We start from the raw sequence: 20,498 nt of genomic DNA on the forward strand, positions 1-20,498 counted from the left end.
CCTATAAACGCTGGTGAGCGGGGTCTGGTGCGTCCAACTGCAAGGCGGAGGAGGGCGTCGACGCGGAGCGTCGGCAACCGACGACAACGCCGCAGGTGGGCGTGCCAGGCCCCGCGTCTGCGGCATGATCCGCCGGACAGGCCCTAGCCGATGTGCAGCCGTATCGACCCGTCCGCCGCAGCCTCGACCCGCACCTGCGTCAGGTCGCGGACGACGACGTCCGGGCGGTGGAAGCCCGCGCGGGGACCGACCCCGACGACCCGCATCCCGGCGGCCCGGCCGGCCGAGATGCCCGCGCCGGAGTCCTCGAAGACGACACAGTCCTCGGGCGCGACACCCAGTTCTGCGGCGCCCTTCAGGAAGCCCTCGGGATCGGGCTTGCTCGCCCCGACGGACTCGGCGGTGACGCGTACGTCGGGCAGTTCGAGGCCGGCGGCGGCCATTCGGGCGCTGGAGAGGTCCACGTCCGCGGAGGTCACCAGCGCGTGCGGCAGCCCGGCGAGGGAGGCCAGGAACTCCGGGGCGCCCGGGATCGCGACGACGCCGTCCATGTCGGCGGTCTCCTCGGCGAGCATGCGGACGTTGTCCGCGTGGTTCTGCTCCATGGGCCGGTTCGGCAGCAGCATCGCCATCGAGGCGTACCCCTGGCGGCCGTGGACGACCTTCATGACCTCGTCCCCGTCCAGCCCGTGCCGGTCGGCCCAGCCTCGCCAGCAGCGCTCGACGACGGCGTCCGAGTTGACGAGGGTGCCGTCCATGTCGAGCAGGAGGGCGCGGGCGGTCAGAACGGTGGTGGCCGTCATCGGCAGGCTCCAGGGCGCGGGGAAGGGCCGGGGGATGTCCCACGGCCCGGGGGTGTCCCATGCTCCAGGGGCGTGTCCGTCGGATCGGCGCCGGGTCCCCCCGGAAACAAGGCGGCCCCGCCCGCCGGTCAGGGAGTGCGAGCGGGAGCCACTTTGTTTCTCTACCATACAAAACAAAGGGCCCTGGCGCCACCGCCTCCGGCTGACACCTTCACCCGACGGCCAACGGCGCGGGCCACTCAGCCCGCCACCGCCTCGTACAGGCTCCACACGCCGAGCCCCAGCATCAAGACCGCCGCGACCTTGGTGATGAGCGCCAGCGGCACCCGCTTCATCAGTGCCTTTCCGCCGACGATGCCGAGTCCGGCCACCGCCCAGAGCGCGAGGACCGCGCCGAGACCGACGGAGAGCGGGTCGTCGTAGCGGGCCGCGAGGTTCGCCGTCATGATCTGGGTGAGATCGCCGAACTCGGCGACCAGGATGAGCATGAAGCCCGCCCCCGAGGCCTTCCAGAAGCTCTGGTTCGCGGGCTTGCGGATCTCCTCCTCGTCCTCGTCCTTCTTCAGGAGCAGCACCGCGGCTCCGGCGAGGAAGAGCACGCCCGTCAGCGCGTGCACGATCTGCTGGGGCAGCAGGGTCAGCACACTGCCCGCCGCGACGGCGAGCGTGACATGGACGAGAAAGGCGGCGGCGACGCCCGCGAAGACGTACGAGGCGCGGTAACGCGTGCCGAGGACAAGCCCCGCGAGGGCGGTCTTGTCGGGCAGTTCGGCAAGGAAAACGACGCCGAAGACGAGCGCCATCACGCTGAAGCTGATCAAAATTCCTCAATCGGTCGGGGCCGCCCCACCGAGAGTGCTGTGACTGCGACGCGACACCTCGGCACGGCAGCACACATCGCCACCCGCACGAGAACGCACGGGCAGTGCACTGCTTTACCGAAGGTCTCGCTGGCCGACCTCAAGGCCCCGTGGGCCCTGATCGAGGTCTGCCTCCGGGCGCCGGCTCAGACGAGCTGAGCAGTATGTCGACGGTCCGGCGAAGAGCTACTCCCCTTCTGCGCCATCCATCGTACGGGATGCCCGGACAAGGCGGGGAGGGCCATTGGCCCCGAGACCTTGGTCCCGACCACCTACCGACCATCGGCCGACCACCGGCCGACCACGCACCGAAGAACCGTTACGTCATAAACCTTGTCGTGTCATGTTCGCGTCATTAGCTTCTTACCTGACCCACACCTTCCGGAAATGCGCCACCGCAAGCATGAGCTCGCTCACACCCCAAAGTCCCCCCACTCCAAGGGAGTTCGCATGCTGACCAAGGTCTACGCGCGTCGACGGCTGAGCATACTCGCAGCCTTCACCGGTCTGATAGCCATGGTCGGGATATTCAACGGCCCGACCGCCTCCGCCGCCCTCCCCACCCCGGTGAGCGCCGCCACCGCCCGCACCTACCTCGCCTCGCTCACCACCGCGACCGAGGACCGCACCGGCTACGACCGCGACCTCTTCAACCACTGGATCACCATCTCCGGCACCTGCAACACCCGTGAGACGGTCCTCAAGCGGGACGGTTCGAACGTCGTCACCGACTCCGCCTGCGCCTCCACCAGCGGCAGCTGGTACTCCCCGTACGACGGCGCGACCTGGACCGCCGCCTCCGACCTGGACATCGACCACCTCGTGCCGCTGGCCGAGGCCTGGGACTCCGGCGCCGACAACTGGACCAGCACCCAGCGCCAGAACTTCGCCAACGACCTGACCCGCCCGCAGCTCATCGCCGTCACGGACAACGTGAACCAGTCGAAGAGCGACCAGGACCCGGCCGAGTGGATGCCGTCGGTCACCTCCTACCGGTGCACCTACGTCCGCGCCTGGGTGCAGGTGAAGTACTACTACAACCTCACGGTCGACTCCGCCGAGCGGAGCGCGCTGACGAGCTACCTCTCCGGCTGCTGATTCACCCGCTCCCGCCGGAACCTCCCCGCTCCCCTCCGTCGTTCCGTACCGTACGGGGCGACGGAGGAGGGTGATCACCATGGCGGAGCTGCGCCTGGGACCGCTGTTGAGGTACGTCGACGGCTCGTCCGCGACCTTCTGGGTCGAGGCGAGCCGTCCGTGCACCGCCGAGGTGCGCTGCGCCGACGGCACCCGGGGCGAGGCCCCCACCTTCCAAGTCGCCGGGCACCACTACGCGTTGGTGCCGGTGAGCGGACTGACCCCGGGCACGACCTCCGCGTACGAGGTGCTGCTGGACGGCACCACCGTCTGGCCGCCGCCCGACTCACCCTTCCCGCCCTCGGTCGTCCGCACCCCGGGCGCCGAGGACCCCGTCCGGATCGCCTTCGGCTCCTGCCGCTGGGCCGCGCCGCCCGCGGGCGAGAAGGACCCGGTGGGCCCGGACGCGCTCGACACCCTGGCGGCCCGCATCGCCGGGGCCCCGGACGGCGAACGCCCCGACGTCCTTCTCCTGCTGGGCGACCAGGTGTACGCGGACGAGGTGTCCGACGCCACGCGCGCATGGATCGCCGCCCGTCGCGGCCTCGCGGACCCCCCGGGCCACCAGGTCGCGGACTACGAGGAGTACACCCGCCTCTACTACGAATCCTGGCTCGACCCCGAGATCCGCTGGCTGCTGTCCACCGTCCCCAGCTGCATGATCTTCGACGACCACGACGTCATCGACGACTGGAACACCAGCACGGCCTGGCTCGCCGACATGCGGGCCACGGTGTGGTGGCGCGAGCGGCTGCTGAGCGGCCTGATGTCGTACTGGGTCCACCAGCACCTCGGCAACCTCTCGCCGCGCGAACTGGCCGACGACCCCTTGTACGCCGCCGTCCGCGAGACCCCCGACGGCACGGACGTGCTCCGCGCCTTCGCCGCACAGTCCGACGCCGACCCGTCCTCGGTCCGCTGGAGCTACCGCCGCGACTTCGGCCGCGTGCGCGTCCTGATGGTGGACACCCGGGCGGCCCGGGTCCTGGACGAGAAGAACCGGGCGATGCTGGACCCGGGCGAGGCCCAGTGGCTGCGGGATCAGGCACTGGACAGGCCGGGCTCGTACGACCATCTCCTGATCGGCACCTCGCTGCCCTGGCTGCTCCCCCACCTCGTGCACGACGCCGAGGCGTGGAACGCGGCCCTGTGCCGGGGCGACCGGGGCGAGCGCTGGGCGCGGTTCGGGGAGAAACTGCGCCGCCGGGCCGACCTGGAGCACTGGGCGGCGTTCCCCGCGTCCTTCGACGCGCTGGCGGATCTGATCGCCGAGGCGGGTTCGGGGCCCGGTGCGCCGGCCACCGTGGCCGTGCTGTCCGGGGACGTCCACCACGCGTACGTCGCGGAGCCCACGTGGCCCGAGGGCGTGCCCGGTCCCGACGCCCGCGTCCTGCAACTGACCTGCTCCCCCGTCCACAACTCCATCCCCCTGTCGATACGACTCGGCTTCCGCTTCGGGTGGAGCGCGGTGGGCCGGGCGCTCGGGCACCGGTTCGCCTGGCACGGCGACTATGCGCGCCCACCCCTCGACTGGCGCAGAACGGGCGGACCTTGGTTCGGCAACCAGGTCATGACACTGACACTGCAAGGGCGTTCGGCGGGGCTGCGGCTGGAGCAGGCACGGGTGGAGAAGGACGGGGTCGCCCGCCTGAGGACGGTCACGGAGTACACGCTCAGTCCGTGACCGTCGTCCGTAACAGCCGCTTGTATACGGCGTATTCGGTGGGCGACGTATCCGGTGTATCCGGTGTACGTGGTTATCGCGCGCGTCGCCCGTGATGCCCGTGACCCATCCCACAACGGGTGGCGATCCTCGCGCCCGGCACTCGGCTCCCGTTCTTCCCGACGGCATGATGAGGCGGACCGTCCGCTTCCGGCGGGCGGTTCGCCGCCATGCGCCCCACATGCCCGGGAGTCACACCCTTGTCCGCACCGACCGTGGAATCCGCAGCGAACGCCGAGCCCGGCGAACCGGCCGAGGCCTCCGTCGCCCTGGTCGGCGCCGGACCGCGCGGCACCAGCGTCCTGGAACGCCTGTGTGCCTCCGCGCCGGAACTCCTCCCGCCCGGGACACGGCTGACGGTGCATGTCGTCGACCCGTCGCCGCCCGGCCCCGGCCGCGTCTGGCGCACCGCGCAGTCGCCGCACCTGCTGATGAACACGGTGGCCTCGCAGGTGACCCTGTTCACCGACGAGAGCGTGGACTGCTCGGGGCCGATATGTCCGGGACCGAGCCTGCATGCCTGGGCGGCGGGCGAGCTGGGCCCCGACGACTATCCGACCCGCGCCCAGTACGGCCGTTACCTGGAGTGGGTCTTCGGCGAGGTGGTGCGCGGTGCACCGGCCGAGGTGCGCGTCGAGGTGCACGCGGCCCGCGCGACAGGGCTCGACGACGCGCCCGACGGCCACCAGACCCTCACCCTCTCCTCCGGCCGCACCCTGTCGGGCCTCGCCGCCGTGGTCCTCGCACAGGGCCACCTCCCGGTGCTCGCGGACCCCGCTCAACAGCGCCTCACCGCCCACGCCGAACGGCACGGCCTGCGCCACATACCACCCGCCAACCCGGCCGACGTCGACCTCTCCGTCCTCACCCCCGGCGAACCGGTCCTGCTGCGCGGCCTGGGCCTCAACTTCTTCGACCACATGGCCCTGTTGACGACGGGCCGCGGCGGCCACTTCACCCGTACCGCGGACGGCCTTCGCTATCTGCCCTCGGGCAACGAACCCCGTCTGTACGCCGGTTCGCGACGCGGCATCCCGTACCAGGCCCGCGGCGACAACGCGAAGGGCCCGTACGGCCGCCACACCCCACTCACCCTCACCGACGAGGCGATCTCGCGCTTCCGCAAGCGCGCGGACTCCGGCGACGCACCGGACTTCCTGCGCGAGATATGGCCCTTGGTCGCCAAGGAGGTGGAAACGGTCTATTACGAGGGGTTGTTGGGGCAGACGCGGGGCGGCCCGGCCTTCAGGGACCGCTTCCTCGCCGTCCCGCACCGAAGCCCCCAAGAGCCCGACGTGTTGGACGAGTTCGGCATCGCGCCCGCCGACCGCTGGTCCTGGGACCGCCTTTCGCGCCCGTACGCCGGACACACCTTCGCCGACCCTGACGCCTGGCGCGGCTGGCTGCTCGCCCATCTGCGCGAGGACGCCGCGCACGCCGCGCTCGGGAACGTCGAGGGACCCCTGAAGGCCGCCCTCGACGTGCTGCGCGACCTGCGCAACGAGCTGCGGCGGATCGTCGACCACAGCGGCCTGACCGGCGCCTCCCGCCGGGAGCACCTGGACCGCTGGTACACACCGCTCAACGCCTTCCTCTCCATCGGCCCGCCGCGTCGACGCGTCGAGGAGATGGCCGCGCTGATCGAAGCGGGCGTCCTGGACGTCCTGGGCCCGGGGCTGGAGGTGCGGCCCGAGGACGGGGCGTGGGTCGCGCGCTCCCCCGGGATACCGGGCTCGGCCGTACACGTGACGACCCTCATAGAAGCGCGGCTGCCCGAACCGGACCTCCGACGGACCGCGGACGAACTCCTCGCCCGGCTGCTGAGTGCGGGCCGGTGCCGCCCGCACACCATCGACGGTTACGAAACCGGAGGGCTGGACGTAACACCCCGTCCGTACCGTCTGATCGACCGTCAAGGTCTCCCGCACGCACGGCGGTTCGCCTTCGGCGTCCCCACGGAGGGCGTGCACTGGGTGACCGCGGCCGGAGCCAGACCAGGTGTGGATTCGGTCACGCTTTCGGACGCCGACGCGGTGGCGCGGGCGGCCCTACGTGCGGCGATGCCGCGAACGGAACCCCCGACGGAATCCAACTCATGGCTAAATGTTGAATTTGCAAGCATTGATTAGGTTCCTCCCCTGACGTTTATGGCTCACTCGGTTCCGCCCCTCCCACCGGGAGGCGGGCTCCGTGCGCTCCCCGCCATGTGCACGCGCAGTAATGAACTCATGCGGCCCCCGTGAAGCTCCTGTCACACCCGCCGCGTACGCTGTAGGGCTGTCACAGGCCGCCCTGCCGCTCCCCCGCGACGTAGCGGCGAGGTCGTGCCACGGGGGAGTACAGGGGAGTTTGCGGTGTTGGAGAGTGTGGGGGCGCTGACGGGCAGCCCCTGGATCTACGCGGCGGTGGCCGTCTCGGTCGTTCTGGATGTCTTCCTGCCGGTGCTGCCGAGCGGCGTCCTGGTCATCGCGGCGGCCACGGCCGCGGCGGCGGGCTCCGCCGGGGCCGTCCCGCACGCGGTGCCCGACATCATGGCACTCACGCTCTCCGCGGCGACCGCCTCGGTCCTGGGCGATCTGGTGGCGTTCCGGCTGGCCTGGCGCGGCGGCGAACGTCTGGACCGTGCGATAGCCCGCTCCCGCCGGCTCAGCAGCGCGCAGGAACGTCTCGGCGCGGTCCTCGCCCGCGGCGGCGGTGCCGGTGGCGCCCTGGTCGTCCTCGCCCGTTTCGCGCCCGCCGGACGCTCGGTCGTCTCGCTCGGCGCCGGCGCGGCGCACCGCCGTGTCCGCGAGTTCCTGCCCTGGTCCATCGTGGCGGGCCTGGCCTGGGCCGTGTACAGCGTCGCCCTCGGCTACTTCGGCGGCCAGTGGCTGGGTGCGACCTGGCTCGCCACCGGCGTCTCGTTCCTGGCGCTTTTCGGCGCGGGCGCGGGCGCGGCGTATCTGATGCGGCGCCCGGTTCCGGTTCCGCAGGAGCCGGGCAGCGGCGCCGTCTGAAGTATCCGGCGCTATCCGGCGCGCTGGGTCGCCGCCCCGCGTACCTCCAGGCCCCCGAGGAGCTCGGCCGTGGCTGCCGCGATCGCCTCGACCGCGTGGTCGAACACCTCACGGTTGTGAGCGGCCGGGGCGCGGAAACCGGACACCTTGCGGACGTACTGGAGGGCGGCGGCGCGGATCTCCTCCTCAGTGGCCTCTTCGGGGAGCACGGGCGGACGGAGCGTCTTGATGCTGCGGCACATACGTCCAGTCTCGCGCGTGGGCCGCGGACATGGCCCCAAAATCCCCCTGTTCTTCCACCGTTTGCTGAGATGATCGACATCGAGGCGGCCACCGTTTGGGGCCGACCGACGAGAGGAATCGCACAGCCATGACGAAGGACGGACTGGACGGCCGGCTCACGGTCGCGGTACTGGGCCCGGGCGGCGTCGGCGGCCTGCTCGCCGCACTGTTGTCCCGTGCCGGGCACCGGGTGATCTGCCTGGCCGGGGACGAGACCGCGAAGGCGTTGCGGGCGGACGGTATCCGCGTCCGCAGCGGCCGGTTCGGGGACTTCTCCGCTGCGGTCGAGGCGGACACGGAGCTGCGCGAACCGGTCGACGCCTGCCTGGTCGCGGTCAAGCACACGGTGCTCGACGCGGCCCTGGACCGCGTACCGCCGCAGGCGCTGGGCGACGGCCTGCTCGTACCGTTCCTGAACGGAATCGAACACCCGGCGACTCTCCGCGCCCGCTACCGCCCGGACCGTGTGGCACCGGCCGTCATCCGCGTCGAGTCGACCCGTACCGCCCCCGGCGTGATCGAACACGGCAGCCCCTTCGCGGAGGTCGACCTGACCGGCGACACGGTCCCGCGCGAACGGCTCGACGCGCTCGCCGGGGCGCTGGAGCCGACCGGTGTCGGCGTCCAGGTCAAGGACGACGAGGCGGCGACGCTGTGGGCGAAGATGTCGTTCCTCGCGCCGTTCGCGCTGCTCACCACCTGCTACGGGCTGCCGCTCGGCGACATCCGCACGCTCCACCGCGAGGAGTTGACGGCCTTGGTCGAGGAGACAGCGGCCGTCAGCAGCGCGAGCGGCGCCCCCGCCGACCCGGCGGCCGCCCTCGCCCGCTACGACGCCTTCCCGCCCGCGACGAAGTCCTCCATGCAGCGCGACGCGGAGGCCGGCCGCACACTCGAACTGGACGCGATCGGCGGCGCGTTGCTACGGGCCGCGGACCGGCACGGGGTGGCCGTGCCGGTCGCGGGTGAGCTGGTGCGGGAGCTGGCGGGCCGGGCCGGTCGCTGACCCGGGCCCAGGTCTGGGCCCACGGGTGACGGGTGGTTCTCCGCTCACCCGTGGGTCTTGGCCAGCAGCTCCACGATCTCGTCCGTCGTGCCGGTCTCACCGAGGCGGGGGAAGATCCGCTCGACGCTGTTGCGGTGGGTGTCGATGTCGATGTCGGACATGGCATCGGTGGCCAGGGTGACGTGGTAGCCGTGCTCGTGGGCGGCGCGGGCGCTGGACTCCACGCCGATGCTGGTGGCGATGCCGGCCAGCACGATCTGGGTGATCCCGCGACGGCGCAGCTGAAGGTCGAGGTCGGTGCCGTAGAAGGCGCCCCAGTTCCGCTTGGTCACGGTGATGTCCTCGGGGTGCCCGGCCAGCTCGTCGACGATGACGTCCCAGCCCTCCGGCCAGGTACGGGAGCGGCTGGGGCCATCGATGCGGCCGCGCACGGCGTCCGCTCCGTCCGCGGCCGCGGTGACGCGTACGAGGACGACCGGAAGGCCGTGCCCACGGAAGGCGTCGGCGAGCCGGCCCGCGCGCGCCACGACGTCGGCGGCGGCATACGGGGCGAGGTGCGGGTTCCCGACGATGCCCTGCTGCAGGTCGATGAGGACGAGCGCGGTGCGCGGGTCGAGCGTGGTGGTAGCCATGGTCAGGCCTTTCCAGGGTTGCGGAGTGTGAGGGTGCGGAGGTGCGCAGGCATCGGTCCGGCAGGGCTCCGGTGTGCGTGAAGAGGACCAGGTCGTGCAGGCCGCCGGTCGAAGGCGTCGGCGGGGGCGGGGGCGGTCATCGCGTCGTTGATCACGTCGTCGGCCGGGTGAGGCGCTCCAGTACGGCCATCGCTTCGATGACGGTCTGCCGCTCGGCCTCGGTGCAGTGGTCCTGGAAGGCCCGGGCCAGCCACTCCTCGCGGGCCTGCCGGGTGCCCTCGACGCGCTCACGACCGGTGTCGGTCAGCGTGACGAGCTGCCGTCGGCCGTCCCCGGGGTCCGGGTTGCGCTGGATCAGCCCGTGCTGCTCGAGCGCTGCGAGCGTGGCGGCCATGGACTGCGGCCGAACCCCCTCGGTGGCCGCCAGCCCACTGGCCGTGGCGGCCCCACTCTTGCTCAGCAGCGTGAGCACGGAGACCTGCGACGGCGTGAGGTCCGTCGCGGTCCCGGCGACTTCCCTGATCCTCCGCTGCAACCGGCTGAACGCCACCCGCAGATCCATCGCCGCACGAGCGGCGGATCCGGAGACGCCGTCGGTGTTGTCGTCGTGGTCGCCCTCGTTCATCCGCCCAGGCTAAATTCTTCAGTCCAGACTGTCCAGCTAAAGCTGTGCAGTCTGAGCTGCTCAACTCGCCCGGCCCGGCGGGGCCGCCACCGCGACCAGTGCGGCCGGCCGAGCGTTTTCGCGGGCGGCCCGCAGCCCCCACCCCGTTCGTGTGAAGTCTCCGAAGGAACTCGCACCTCAAATTCGAACAGGCGTACCATTGCGGCGTGGCTGCGACCTATGACTTCCCGAGTGACCTCCTGGCCGGTCAGGAGGAGCTGCATCAGGTCCGGGCCGAGCTCCTGGCCCTGCTGAAACGACTCCCCTGGTCGGTAGAACCCCTGGACGGCTTCAGCGACACGGGCGGCTGGCGCAAGGTGGAACGCCCTGCCTCCCCCGGCTGGACCGCCGACGAGCAGGCCGAGGTGGAAAAGCTCCGACAGCGGGAGCGTGAACTCGCCGTCTTCGTGACCTGCCACCGCTTCTGGTCGGAGGTCGCACCTGCGGAGACGGTCGAAGCGCGCGCGAGACTGAAGCACACCCACGAAGTCCTCTCACCTGAACACCCGTCATAAAGACGAGCCGTCTGACGGACTACCCGCGCTTCACCGCCCTCGGCGACGGAGGGGCGGGCCCCGACAGCGCGCTCCTCGGATCAGCCCCGCCGCGCCGCGACCGCACCCGTGTACGTCTCCCGCGTCAGGTCATCCATTCCGATCCCAAGGTCGGCGAACACCGCCCGGACAACGTCCAGCGCCGTGCTCACCCGCGCGACGAACGATGACGCCGAGGGCAGGCCGAGCCGCCCGTCTGGACCTGTCGGACTGCGCACGGGGTGCGTCGGCATGAGGCTGGAGACCAAGCCTCCCGGGGAACGCCATGACCGGTGACGCCTCCCGTGTCCCCATCCTCCAGGAGCGTGATGAGCGTGGCCCGGAACCGCCGTCTGATCCTGAGCTCGCCCGCCGAGGTCTGGCGCCTGCTGTCGGATGGCCACCGCTACGGGGAGTGGGTGACAGGAACCCAGCAGGTCCTTGAGGCGGACCCGCACTGGCCAGCAGCAGGAGCCCGCCTGAAAGTCCGAGTCGGCGCCGGCCCCCTGACGCTCGACGACACCTGCGTCGTCCGCATCTGCGAACCGCACCGCCGCCTGGAGCTGGAAGCGAAGGCAGATCCCTTCGGCGCAGCCCGCATCGCCATGAACTTGATCCCCTGGGGCGAGGACACCCTGTTCATCCTCGACTGGCACCCCCTCCGGGGCCCCGGCACCCGGATGCACGGACTCCCCGTGGATTACCTCGTCACGGTCCGCAACGGCATGATGCTGACGAAGCTGGCTCGGATCGCGGTGCGCGAACATGGCGGAAGCGCTCAAGGCACCTAGCTAGCCTAGGACGCCGCCGAGAAAGATCAAGGCCCAGATCTCCGGGTACCCACCCGCTGATCTGGGCCTTTCTCATGTCCTAGGAGTGGTGGGCGCGGACGGTTTCGAACCGCCGACATCCGCCTTGTAAGGGCGGCGCTCTACCGCTGAGCTACGCGCCCAGGACGAGTCGACAGCCTACATTGCCCGGGGGGATGCCTCGCAAACCTGTATGCGGTGAGCGGAGGCGATACGGAGCGCGTCATGGCCGAGAGCCGTGACGGATCGGCGCAGGTGTCCGTGCCGAGGGACGACCACAGCACTCATGTGGTGTCCGCGCGCACCGGCGACGGGAAGATCACAGTACGAACCGCGAACTAACCGGCCCGTGTGTTCGTCCTTAACCGGTGGGAGAATGACACCGGGCAGGGCGGATGACAGCACGGGAGAGGGATGTGACGGCGACACCTTCGCAGCCGTACTCGCCGTTTGTGCCATGCGCACAGCAAGCAAACCATCGTCCAGCGCATCGTCGTCCTTCGACGATCCCCCATGCCGCCATCCCCCATGTCGCCCGTGACGTGATCACCCTCATGGCGTTGCCCGTCCTCGCCGCCCTCGCGCTGCCCGCCGCCTTCGCCGGTGGCGGAACCCGGCGGTGGTTCGGCGGGCGCTCCGAGAGCCAGCGGGCGGAGGCGCAGGCCGCGAAGGACGCCGCCGCGGCCGCCTTCTACGAACTGGACAGCGCCCAGCGCGATCTGCGGATCTCGATCGAGACGATCAAGGCGGTCGACGACACCCCCGCCGCCCGCCGCGCCGTCTCCGACTTCCACGCGCTGGGGCGGCGCATCGACGAGGCCAGTCAGAAGTACATCGAAGCCGTCGACGCCCACGACCTCGACCGGGACGAACTGGAGGCGTCGGCCGCAGCGCGCGCCCGCAGCGAACTCACCGCCGCCAAGGACGAGCTGGGGCGGGTGAAGGGGGAGCTGGAGCGGTTCGAGCAGGGGCTCGGGCCGTTGCTCGGCAAGGCCGAGACGCAGCTCGCCCGGCTCGCCCCGGCCGTCGAGCGCGCCCGGCAGGACCTCCTCGCCGCCTCGAACGCCCTGGACTCGGTACGCCGGTCCGGGCTCCAGGCCGATGATCTCGCCGCCCGGCTCGCCGCCCTCGGGCCGGAGCTGACCAAGCTGAACCAAGGGGCCGGGCAGCACGGCGTGCCGGAGACGCTGGAGCGCGCGGAGCGGGTCTCGCGGGAGGCCGGGGCGATGCGCGCGGAGGCCGAGCGGCTGCCGGAGAAGGCCGCCGAGATCGACCATCGGCTCGTCTCGCTGCGCACCCGCGCCGAGGCGCTCACCACCCGCTCCGGGCAGGTGGAGCCGGTGCTGAGCGAGCTACGGCGCCGGTTCACGGCCGCCTGCTGGCAGGACCTCCAGCAGGTACCGGAGCAGGCCGTGGAGAACGTACGGCAGGCCGAGCTGAAGCTGAAGGAGGCGCAGGCCGCTCGTGACGCCCAGCGCTGGCCGGACGCGACCTCGCGGCTGTCCACCGTGCGGGCGCTGCTGAACAACACCGATGAGGCCGTGTCGGCGGCCGGCGAGCGGCTGCGGCGGCTGAACGCCGTGGCCAAAAACCCGCAAGCGGAGATCGACCGCACCCGGTTCGCCATCCGTGACGCCCAGCGCCTGGCCATGGCGGGCCGCAACACCCCCGACCCTCGGCATGCCCGCCCACTGGACGACTCCGTCGCCCGTCTCGACCGTGCCATCGCCGCGCTGGAGGGCCGCCACCCCGACTACTGGCACTTCCTGACCGAGACGGAGGCGGTGCGGGGGGCGGTGACCCGGGTGGTCACACAGATCCGCGAGGAGCGGGGCGCGGGGGCGACCTGAGAGGCCCCCCGCCCGTCGGAGAGCCCCGTCCGTCCCGTTGGCGCACCGAGCTCCTCGGGCGGATGCTGGACTGTACGTACGGCCTCCGCTAGCTGCAGAGGGAGGCGGACATGGCCACGCAAACACTTCGTCCAGGACCCCGACGACACATCGATCTCGACGAGCATCTGCCCGTCGATCACCGGCTCAGCAAGGTCTACCGGGTCGGCGCGGGCCTCATGGGCCTCGTCCTGCTCGCCTTCGGCATCCTGGGCCTGATCAACAAGGTCGGCTTCTTCGACACGCGAGGGGACACGGTCGCGGCTCTGAACACCAACGGCACCCTCAGCGTGCTGTCGATCTGCGTCGGGCTGATCCTGTTCGCGGGGATGGTGATCGGCGGGAACACCGCCTCCACCATCAACATGGTGTTCGGCATCCTCTTCATCCTCAGCGGTTTCCTGAATCTGGCGCTGCTGGACACCGGCTACAACTTCCTCGCCTTCCGCATCCAGAACGTGCTGTTCAGCTTTGTGGTGGGCCTCCTGCTGATGGTCTTCGGGATGTACGGAAGAGTCGGCTCCGCGCTGCCGCACGACAACCCGTACTGGAAGGCCCGCAATCCCGAGCTGGTGGAGCGGGAGCAGCGGCTGCGGGCCGAGGCGACAGCGGCGGCGAAGGCGGGAGCGATAACGGCAGCGGCGACAACCCCCAAGGCACAGCCCAAGGCAGTGCCCGGGACCGAGCCCGCAGCAGAGGCCGGGACGAAGTCCGCGGCCGAGCCCACGGCCAAGCCCGCGGCAACGGCCCCGCAGGAGGATCGCAGGGCCGTGCCACCTAAGCCGCCGGAGTCATAGCGGGATCAGGTGCGGTACGCGTAGTACGCCGCGGTCGGGTACGACGCGAGGATGCTCGACACCGACCGGCGGTAGGTGTCGGCGTCGTGGTAGGTCAGATACGGCATGCCGCTCGAGCTCCGGTACGACGTGATCATGGTGTGGTCCTTGGACCCGTCCTTGTTGAAGTCCACCTGCAGGACGTCACCGACGTCCATCTGGTAGACGTTCGCCAGCGGCGCGGTGCGCTTGGCGGTCTGGGTGAACCAGGACCACTCGTTCACGCCCGCCCAGGAGTCGGACTGGCCGTTGGCGACGTAGTACCAGGTGTCGTACTCCTCCGGAGTCACGGTGCTGATCGGCTGCCAGCCGCCAGCCAGCAGGCTCTGGCTCACGAAGTTGGTGCAGTCGCCGCCGACCGAGTTGAACTTCCGGTAGGCCGGGTTGTAGTTCTTCCAGTACTTCTCGGCGTACGTCGCCATCGCCGCGTAGTTGTACGCGCCACCGGTGAGCTTCTTGGGGTTGGCGGGCGCGGGATACGTGGTCGCTGCCTGGGGGGCGTCGAAAATGTCCAGCGTGGTCATCCGCCCCGCCGTGTTGACGGGCTGGTTGACCTGCGGAGTGCCGGGGTCCGTCGAGCGCTCGGCCGACAGCTTCCAGGTACCGTCCGACTGGGCGGTGAAGGTCAGGACGTGGTGGGCGTCGAAGCCCGTCGTGTCGGGCTCGTCGCCACGTATCTTCTTGTACGTGAGGGTGGTGGTCTCGGTGACCCAGGCGGTGGCCCGCTTGCCGCTCACCCGGGTCCTGTCCACGGTGACCTTGGTGTCGGCGGCGGTGTAGGCCTCGCCCAGCGCCGCCAGGCGGGACCGGGTGCCGCGCAGGGAGGTCAGCGCGGTGTTCTCCGTACGCGCCAGCGCGGCGGACAGCTGTATGCCGCCCGTCGACTTCAGTGCCGTACGGGAGGGCTGGCTCCCCACGAGCAGGGCGGCCGTACGATCGGTGAACACGGCGTCCGCCATGCGGCCGAAGGCATCGGTCGTCGCCTTGTTCACCTTGAGGGAGGACGGGGACGGCGTGCCGGCCGCGTGGGCGGCGGACAGGGGAAGCAGGACGGCGGAGAGGGCGACCGCCGTCACGGTCGAGCACCTGCGGCTCAACTTCTTCGATCTCACTGAGAATTCTCCTTATCCCCGGCCGGACACCGGGAGGGGCATCTTTACATGCCCTCCCCAACTGTGATGACTCCGGGGGGATTCGACTCGAGCCGGAGGCAATCCCCCAGCCCGGCCGGTAAGTTGACGGGCGCCCGACCAGCTACTTCACCACCGTCGACCAGTCCGGTGACTGCGCCGGGTCAAGGCCGCGCAGTCGCTCCAGCGTCTCGGGCTTCTGCACGTCGAGCCAGTCGGCCAGTTCACGGAAGGACACACAGCGAACGCCCTTCTTGGTGCACACATTCTTGATGACCTGGTCGACGGACTTCATGTAGATGCCGCCGTTCCAGTTCTCGAAGTGGTTGCCGATGAACAGGGGCGCCCGACTGCCGTAGTACACCCGGTTGAAGCCGGCCATGTAGGTGGCGAGTGTCTCCTGCTCCCACTGGGGGTACATGGCCGGGTCGCCCTCGGTCTCGCCTTCGGACTGGTTGTAGAGGAAGTTGAAGTCCATGGACAGGGCTTGGTAGTCACCGTCCTCGTAGGGGAGCATCTGCAGCGGGAAGTCCCAGACGCCCTCCTTCTTGCTGGGCCATATCTGGAAGTCGCCCGCGGAGCTGGCGTCGTAGCGCCAGCCGAAGTCCTTGATGGCGGGGAGCAGGTTCTTCTGGCCCTCCAGGCAGGGCGCGCGCCCGCCCGTGATCTCCTTCTCGGCGTCGAAGGGCAGCGCGGGCAGGTCGGTGTAGCCGGTGTTGGTCTTCCAGTTCTGCAGGAAGGAGTAGAACTCCTTGATTTCGGTCTTCCACTCCTCGGTGCTCCAGTCGCTGCCGCCCTTGTCGCCGCAGAAGTGGCCGTTGAAGTGCGAGCCGATCTCGTTCCCCTCCTTCCACGCCTCGCCGAGCTCCGTCAGCGTGGTGCGGATGTGCTCGTCGGTGGGGTAGCTGATCGCCGCGGATCCCAGCGGGTGCATCGGCGGGTCGTAGAGATTCTTCTTGTCCTTGGGCAGCACGTAGATGCCGGTCAGGAAGAACGTCATGTGGGCGTTGTATTCCTTGGCCAGCTCCCGGTAGTGGGTGAAGAGTTCGTCGTCGCCCGCGAGAGCGCCGTCCCAGGAGAAGACGACGAACTGGGGCGGCTTCTCGCCGGGCTTGAGCGGTACGGGCTTCAACTCGCCCTTCTGCGGCCCGGTGTAGGACGTGGAGCCATCCCCGATGATCTTGGTCTTGCCGTCCCAGGCGGGTTCCTTCGACGCCTTCGGGTTGGCGTCACTGCTGCTGGAGCGTCCGCCGCTGGACGCGGTCGGTGCGGTGTTGTCCGAGCCGTTCAGGGCCAGGAAGGTGGCGGCCGTGGACGTGACGACGAGGAAGGCCGCCATGGCCGCGAAACTCTGGCGGGACGAACCGGGGCGGGAGGAACCAGGAGCGGGGTCGCGGCGGCGACGGCTGTGCTTCGAGTTCATACGGGGCACATTCTGCGAGGGGGGTGGAAGGAGCTTGCGGCGGCCTCTCGGCCGTCGGGGTCTGCCGAGCGGACTCGGCCATCGGGGTCAGCCGAGCGGGCTCATGGCGCCGAACCAGATGCCGTACGGGACGTCGTCGGCGGGCGTGCCGGAGATCCCCTTGAGCGGCAACGGTTCGAGGCTCTTGGTCAGGTCAATGCGGTAGACGACGACGGAGGTCGTCACGGATCGGTTCGTCCCCGTGTACCAGGCGGCGGTGTCCTTCTCCGTGGTGCCGCTCTTCCCGGACACCTGCGCCGTGGCGGGGGCCGCGTCGGGGTGCGCGGCACGGAAGGAGTCCGTGAGCGCTTCGGTGACCTGGCGGGCCACCTCGGCTCGCACCGCGCGGCTCGGGTCGGGCGTGTCCAGGGCGACCCCGTGGCCGTTGCGGGTGACACGTCGCACGGAGTACGGCTCGGTGTGCGTCCCGCCCGCGGCGAACGTGGCGTAGGAACTCGCCATCCGGATCGCGCTCGGCGTGGAGTTGCCCATGGTCAGCGCGGGCACCTGCGGCCCCAGGCTGGACGGGAGCAGGCCGACGTCCTCGGCGGTCTTCCGCACCGTGTCCAGGCCCGTGTCCATGCCGAGCTGCATGAACGGCGTGTTCACGGACTTGGCGAGCGCCTCGCGCAGGGTGATCTGCCCGTACGACTCGCCGCCGTCGTTGCGAGCGGCGACCTTCTTGCCGCTGCGGTCCCAGTAGGGCCCCTCGGGCGTGGTGACCGGCACGCCGTCGTTCCCGTCGTAGACGGAATCGGGGGTGACCGGTGTCGCCGCGCCCTCGCGTGTCAGGTGGACGCCGTTCTGCAGCCCGGCGGCGTAGACGAACGGCAGGAACGCCGAGCCGGCCGGGACGGTGGTGGCGTTGGACTCGTTGTAGCCCTGCGTACGGTGGTCGGGTCCGCCGTACACGGCGAGGATCCGGCCGTCGGTGGCCACCGAGGCGGCCCCGTAGTGCGCGGTCTTCGCCTTGGCGGGGTCGTCCTTCAGCGCCTTCTTACGGGCCTTGGCCACGGTGTCGGTGAGCGCCGTCTCCCGTTTCCGGTCGAAGGTCGTGTAGATCTGGTAGCCGCCCAGGTCGAACTCCTTGTCCGAGATGTTCGCGGCCTTCTTCGCGTACTGGGTCGCCAGCTCCACCAGGTAGTCGCTCTGCTTGCCGGTGTCGTAGGTCCGGGACTGCTTGAGCGGCTCGGGGAACTTCTTGTACTTGGCCCGCTCGGACGGCGACAGCTTGCCGATGTCGACCATGCGGTCGAGGGTCCAGGACCAGCGCTCCACCGCCCGCTGGTGGTTCGCCTTGCTCAGGATGGGGTCGTAGAGCCCCGCGCCCTTGAGCAGGGAGGCGAGGAACGCGCCCTCGCTGGCGTTGAGACGGCTCACGTCCTTGCCGTAGTAGGCCTGGGCGGCCCGCTGGAGGCCGTAGGTTCCGCGGCCGAACCAGCTGGTGTTGAGATAGCTCTCGAGGATCTTGTCCTTGCTCATCTTGTTGTCGAGCTTGAGGGCGATCATCGCCTCGGTGAACTTGCGGCTCACCGAACGGTCCTGGTTCAGATAGACGTTCTTGACGTACTGCTGGGTGATGGTGGAGCCGCCCTGGGTGTCCCCCTCGCCCACGGTGCGCACCAGGGCGCGGGTGACGCCGCTGAGGGAGATGCCGGGGTCGGAGTAGAAGCTCTCGTTCTCCGCCGCGAGCACCGCCCAGCGGACGTCTTCGGGTATGTCCTTCAGCGGCATCGCCTGCCGCCGCACCCACCCGGTACGGGCCATGGGCGTCCCGTCCGACCAGAAGTAGACGTTGTCCTGCTGGGTGGCGTACGTGTTCAGGTCCTCGGGTATGTCCGTCGCGGCGTACGCGATCGCGAGCAGCGAGCCGCTCAGCCCCAGCGCCAGGCCCCAGGCCGCCAGCCACTGCCGCCAGGAGGGCGCCCAGCGCCGCCAGCCGGTGCGGCCGGGTCGCGGGTACTGCGGGCGCAGACGGCGGGCGAAGGGCGCGAACTTTCCTGCCAGGGCGGACGGTTGAGCGGGTTTGCGACGGGAGCCACGATGGCTTGAACCGGCCCCCTGATTGGCGCGTTCTGCGGGGTTCTCCGCCTCCGGATCCGCCCCCACGGGATCCTCGGCGGGAACCTCGGCGGGAGACGGAATACGGAGCTGGGTGGTCCGCTCGGCGAGAAAGGGGATACGGAGCTGGGTGGTCCGCTCGGCGGGAACCTCGTTCTCCGTACGACCGCTCTCGGGCCCTTCCGGCTCGGCTCGGCGACGGTTCGGACGGTCGTCGTCCGCCCCTCTAGCCACGGCGAGCTCCGGCGCGTGGACGGCTCAGGGGATACGGGGCATCGGTTCGATGCCATGCCTCGGTCACGACTGCGTCTCCCTCCGCACTTCGCACTTCGGATTTGCGCGCGCGGGTAGATGCAGCGGCCGCATAAATGCGGCTGCGAGCCCCCCTCCCCGACCTTGCGGCTCGTCGCGGCTCTCATAAATTATCAGCGACTATCGAAATCCCTTCGATCAGGAACCAGACAGAAAAGATCAGGAGGGCAATCAGGGGGCAATCGGGAGGGGCTCAGAGGCACTCTGAGCCCCTCGGAGGAGCCAGTCGGCCTGCCCGGGGCCGCGGGATCGTCCGGCTCCGGATCGCGGCGCCGCACCCGGCGGAGCGTCCGGCCCTCGGCCGCGGCACCACACCGCGAGAAGACCGCGGAGCCCTGTGGTCGCGGGAGGGTGCCAGCTAATCTGTGGACATGCCTCGCTACGAGTACCGCTGCCGGACCTGCGGCAACACGTTCGAACTGTCCCGCCCCATGGCGGATTCCGCCGCCCCCGCGGCCTGCCCCGACGGGCACGACGACACGGTGAAACTCCTGTCGACCGTCGCGGTCGCCGTCGGCGGCTCGGCGTCGGCCCCGGCGCAGGCGCCGCGCGCGGGCGGTGGCGGTGGCGGGGGCGGGTGCTGCGGCGGAGGCTGCTGCGGCTGACCCACGGAGATTTCTCAGAAACTCTTCAGCCCCACGCCCACCGGAGACCCGCCCCGGCCCCGCCCCCACAGGGCCCACAACCGGCCCCTGCGGGGCTCCCACCGTGCCCGGGGGGCCGGCCTCTACGGGGCTCCCACTCCGTGCCGGGGGGCGGGCTCTACGGGGCTCCCACCCCGTGCCGGGGGGGCGGGCCCTACGGGGCTCCCACCCCGTGCCCGGGGGGGCCGGCTCTACGGGGCTCCCACCCCGTGCCGGGGGGGGCGGGCCCTACGGGGCTCCCACCCCGTGCCCGGGGGGGCCGGCTCTACGGGGCTCCACCCCGTGCCCGGGGGGGGGCCGGCTCTACGGGGCTCCCACCCCGTGCCGGGGGGGCGGGCTCTACGGGGCTCCACCCCGTGCCCGGGGGGGGCCGGCTCTACGGGGCTCCCACCCCGTGCCCGGGGGCAGCTCAACCCCGCCCGGGCGGGACTCCCGTACCGCCCCAGGCAGAGCTCTCACACGGTCCCGGCGGGGCTCCCAGCCTCTACCCGGGCGGCGGTCTTCCCCCCTCCCGGGAAGCGGACCTCAGGCCCGGCCCGGGAGGCGCCCTTCCCACCCGGCGTGGGAGAAGCCCTTCCCACCCGGCGCGGGCGGCGACACTCAACCCCGGTCCGGGCGGCAGCCCTAGGGCCTGTCGTTTGGATCAGGTCGCGGGGAATCGACGATGCCTTGTCGGCGCCGGTGAGCGGGGTCTGGTGCGTGCGGCTGCAAGGCGGAGG

18 protein-coding genes and 1 tRNA gene are annotated in these 20,498 nt (G+C 70.7%); 10 read left to right on the forward strand and 9 right to left on the reverse strand.

Annotated elements, in window-relative coordinates; translation table 11 throughout:
• Positions 1 to 143: 143 nt before the first annotated feature.
• Complete coding sequence (locus AB0D57_RS43850; RefSeq protein WP_362087569.1) at positions 144 to 803, reverse strand: HAD family hydrolase; 660 nt, start codon at positions 801 to 803, stop codon at positions 144 to 146.
• Positions 804 to 1,042: 239 nt separating this feature from the next.
• On the reverse strand, positions 1,043 to 1,624 hold the full coding sequence (locus AB0D57_RS43855; protein ID WP_362087572.1) for a TMEM165/GDT1 family protein: 582 nt from the start codon (positions 1,622 to 1,624) through the stop codon (positions 1,043 to 1,045).
• Positions 1,625 to 2,116: 492 nt separating this feature from the next.
• Here AB0D57_RS43855 and AB0D57_RS43860 point away from each other — a divergent pair, with 492 nt between their 5' ends.
• The 4 genes from AB0D57_RS43860 to AB0D57_RS43875 all read left to right on the forward strand — a co-directional run bounded on the left by AB0D57_RS43860 (position 2,117) and on the right by AB0D57_RS43875 (position 7,519).
• Positions 2,117 to 2,761 carry an HNH endonuclease family protein gene (locus tag AB0D57_RS43860; protein ID WP_362087616.1) on the forward strand — a complete coding sequence of 215 codons (645 nt, stop codon included), beginning with the start codon at positions 2,117 to 2,119 and terminating at the stop codon, positions 2,759 to 2,761.
• A gap of 79 nt (positions 2,762 to 2,840) precedes the next feature.
• Positions 2,841 to 4,484, forward strand: a complete 1,644-nt coding sequence (locus AB0D57_RS43865; protein WP_362087575.1) for an alkaline phosphatase D family protein — start codon at positions 2,841 to 2,843, stop codon at positions 4,482 to 4,484.
• Positions 4,485 to 4,693: 209 nt separating this feature from the next.
• Positions 4,694 to 6,652: an FAD/NAD(P)-binding protein gene (locus AB0D57_RS43870; RefSeq protein ID WP_362087578.1), complete on the forward strand. Its 1,959-nt coding sequence runs from the start codon at positions 4,694 to 4,696 to the stop codon at positions 6,650 to 6,652.
• A 225-nt stretch (positions 6,653 to 6,877) separates the two neighbouring features.
• Complete coding sequence (locus AB0D57_RS43875) at positions 6,878 to 7,519, forward strand: VTT domain-containing protein (RefSeq protein WP_362087581.1); 642 nt, start codon at positions 6,878 to 6,880, stop codon at positions 7,517 to 7,519.
• An 11-nt stretch (positions 7,520 to 7,530) separates the two neighbouring features.
• Here the strand turns inward: AB0D57_RS43875 and AB0D57_RS43880 are convergent, their stop codons facing one another.
• Positions 7,531 to 7,761, reverse strand: coding sequence for a DUF2277 domain-containing protein (locus tag AB0D57_RS43880; RefSeq protein WP_362087584.1), 231 nt, complete (start codon positions 7,759 to 7,761; stop codon positions 7,531 to 7,533).
• A gap of 128 nt (positions 7,762 to 7,889) precedes the next feature.
• Between AB0D57_RS43880 and AB0D57_RS43885 the strand changes: the two genes are divergently transcribed.
• A complete protein-coding gene (locus tag AB0D57_RS43885) occupies positions 7,890 to 8,807 on the forward strand; it encodes a 2-dehydropantoate 2-reductase (RefSeq protein ID WP_362087587.1) in 918 nt (305 codons plus the stop codon).
• Positions 8,808 to 8,851: 44 nt separating this feature from the next.
• Here the strand turns inward: AB0D57_RS43885 and AB0D57_RS43890 are convergent, their stop codons facing one another.
• Together AB0D57_RS43890 and AB0D57_RS43895 are read right to left on the reverse strand one after the other, a co-directional pair.
• Complete coding sequence (locus AB0D57_RS43890) at positions 8,852 to 9,439, reverse strand: hydrolase (protein ID WP_362087590.1); 588 nt, start codon at positions 9,437 to 9,439, stop codon at positions 8,852 to 8,854.
• 151 nt (positions 9,440 to 9,590) lie between these two features.
• Positions 9,591 to 10,064, reverse strand: coding sequence for a MarR family transcriptional regulator (locus tag AB0D57_RS43895; RefSeq protein WP_362087593.1), 474 nt, complete (start codon positions 10,062 to 10,064; stop codon positions 9,591 to 9,593).
• Positions 10,065 to 10,270: 206 nt separating this feature from the next.
• Between AB0D57_RS43895 and AB0D57_RS43900 the strand changes: the two genes are divergently transcribed.
• Both AB0D57_RS43900 and AB0D57_RS43905 read left to right on the forward strand, forming a co-directional pair.
• Entirely contained in the window at positions 10,271 to 10,618 is a 348-nt protein-coding gene (locus AB0D57_RS43900) for a hypothetical protein (RefSeq protein ID WP_362087596.1), read from the forward strand.
• Between the two features lie 353 nt (positions 10,619 to 10,971).
• Entirely contained in the window at positions 10,972 to 11,427 is a 456-nt protein-coding gene (locus AB0D57_RS43905; protein ID WP_362087619.1) for an SRPBCC family protein, read from the forward strand.
• Positions 11,428 to 11,513: 86 nt separating this feature from the next.
• On the opposite strand, the gene AB0D57_RS43910 is transcribed toward AB0D57_RS43905, so the two are convergent.
• A tRNA-Val gene (locus AB0D57_RS43910) sits at positions 11,514 to 11,588 on the reverse strand.
• 273 nt (positions 11,589 to 11,861) lie between these two features.
• Between AB0D57_RS43910 and AB0D57_RS43915 the strand changes: the two genes are divergently transcribed.
• Together AB0D57_RS43915 and AB0D57_RS43920 are read left to right on the forward strand one after the other, a co-directional pair.
• Positions 11,862 to 13,295, forward strand: a complete 1,434-nt coding sequence (locus tag AB0D57_RS43915; protein ID WP_362087599.1) for a hypothetical protein — start codon at positions 11,862 to 11,864, stop codon at positions 13,293 to 13,295.
• 110 nt (positions 13,296 to 13,405) lie between these two features.
• The gene (locus AB0D57_RS43920) at positions 13,406 to 14,131 is read left to right on the forward strand and encodes a DUF4383 domain-containing protein (RefSeq protein ID WP_362087602.1); all 726 of its coding nucleotides are present in this window, start codon (positions 13,406 to 13,408) and stop codon (positions 14,129 to 14,131) included.
• 5 nt (positions 14,132 to 14,136) lie between these two features.
• Here AB0D57_RS43920 and AB0D57_RS43925 read toward each other — a convergent pair whose 3' ends face one another.
• The 3 genes from AB0D57_RS43925 to AB0D57_RS43935 form a co-directional block, all read right to left on the reverse strand.
• Complete coding sequence (locus AB0D57_RS43925; protein ID WP_362087604.1) at positions 14,137 to 15,282, reverse strand: amidase domain-containing protein; 1,146 nt, start codon at positions 15,280 to 15,282, stop codon at positions 14,137 to 14,139.
• Between the two features lie 142 nt (positions 15,283 to 15,424).
• Positions 15,425 to 16,723: a hypothetical protein gene (locus tag AB0D57_RS43930; protein WP_362087607.1), complete on the reverse strand. Its 1,299-nt coding sequence runs from the start codon at positions 16,721 to 16,723 to the stop codon at positions 15,425 to 15,427.
• Between the two features lie 87 nt (positions 16,724 to 16,810).
• Positions 16,811 to 19,057, reverse strand: a complete 2,247-nt coding sequence (locus tag AB0D57_RS43935; protein ID WP_362087610.1) for a transglycosylase domain-containing protein — start codon at positions 19,055 to 19,057, stop codon at positions 16,811 to 16,813.
• Positions 19,058 to 19,506: 449 nt separating this feature from the next.
• Between AB0D57_RS43935 and AB0D57_RS43940 the strand changes: the two genes are divergently transcribed.
• Positions 19,507 to 19,740 (forward strand): zinc ribbon domain-containing protein, encoded by a 234-nt coding sequence (locus AB0D57_RS43940; protein ID WP_362087613.1) that lies wholly within the window; start codon positions 19,507 to 19,509, stop codon positions 19,738 to 19,740.
• Positions 19,741 to 20,498 lie beyond the last annotated feature (758 nt).

It is taken from the genome of Streptomyces sp. NPDC048275 (assembly GCF_040652275.1).
GTDB lineage: Bacteria > Actinomycetota > Actinomycetes > Streptomycetales > Streptomycetaceae > Streptomyces.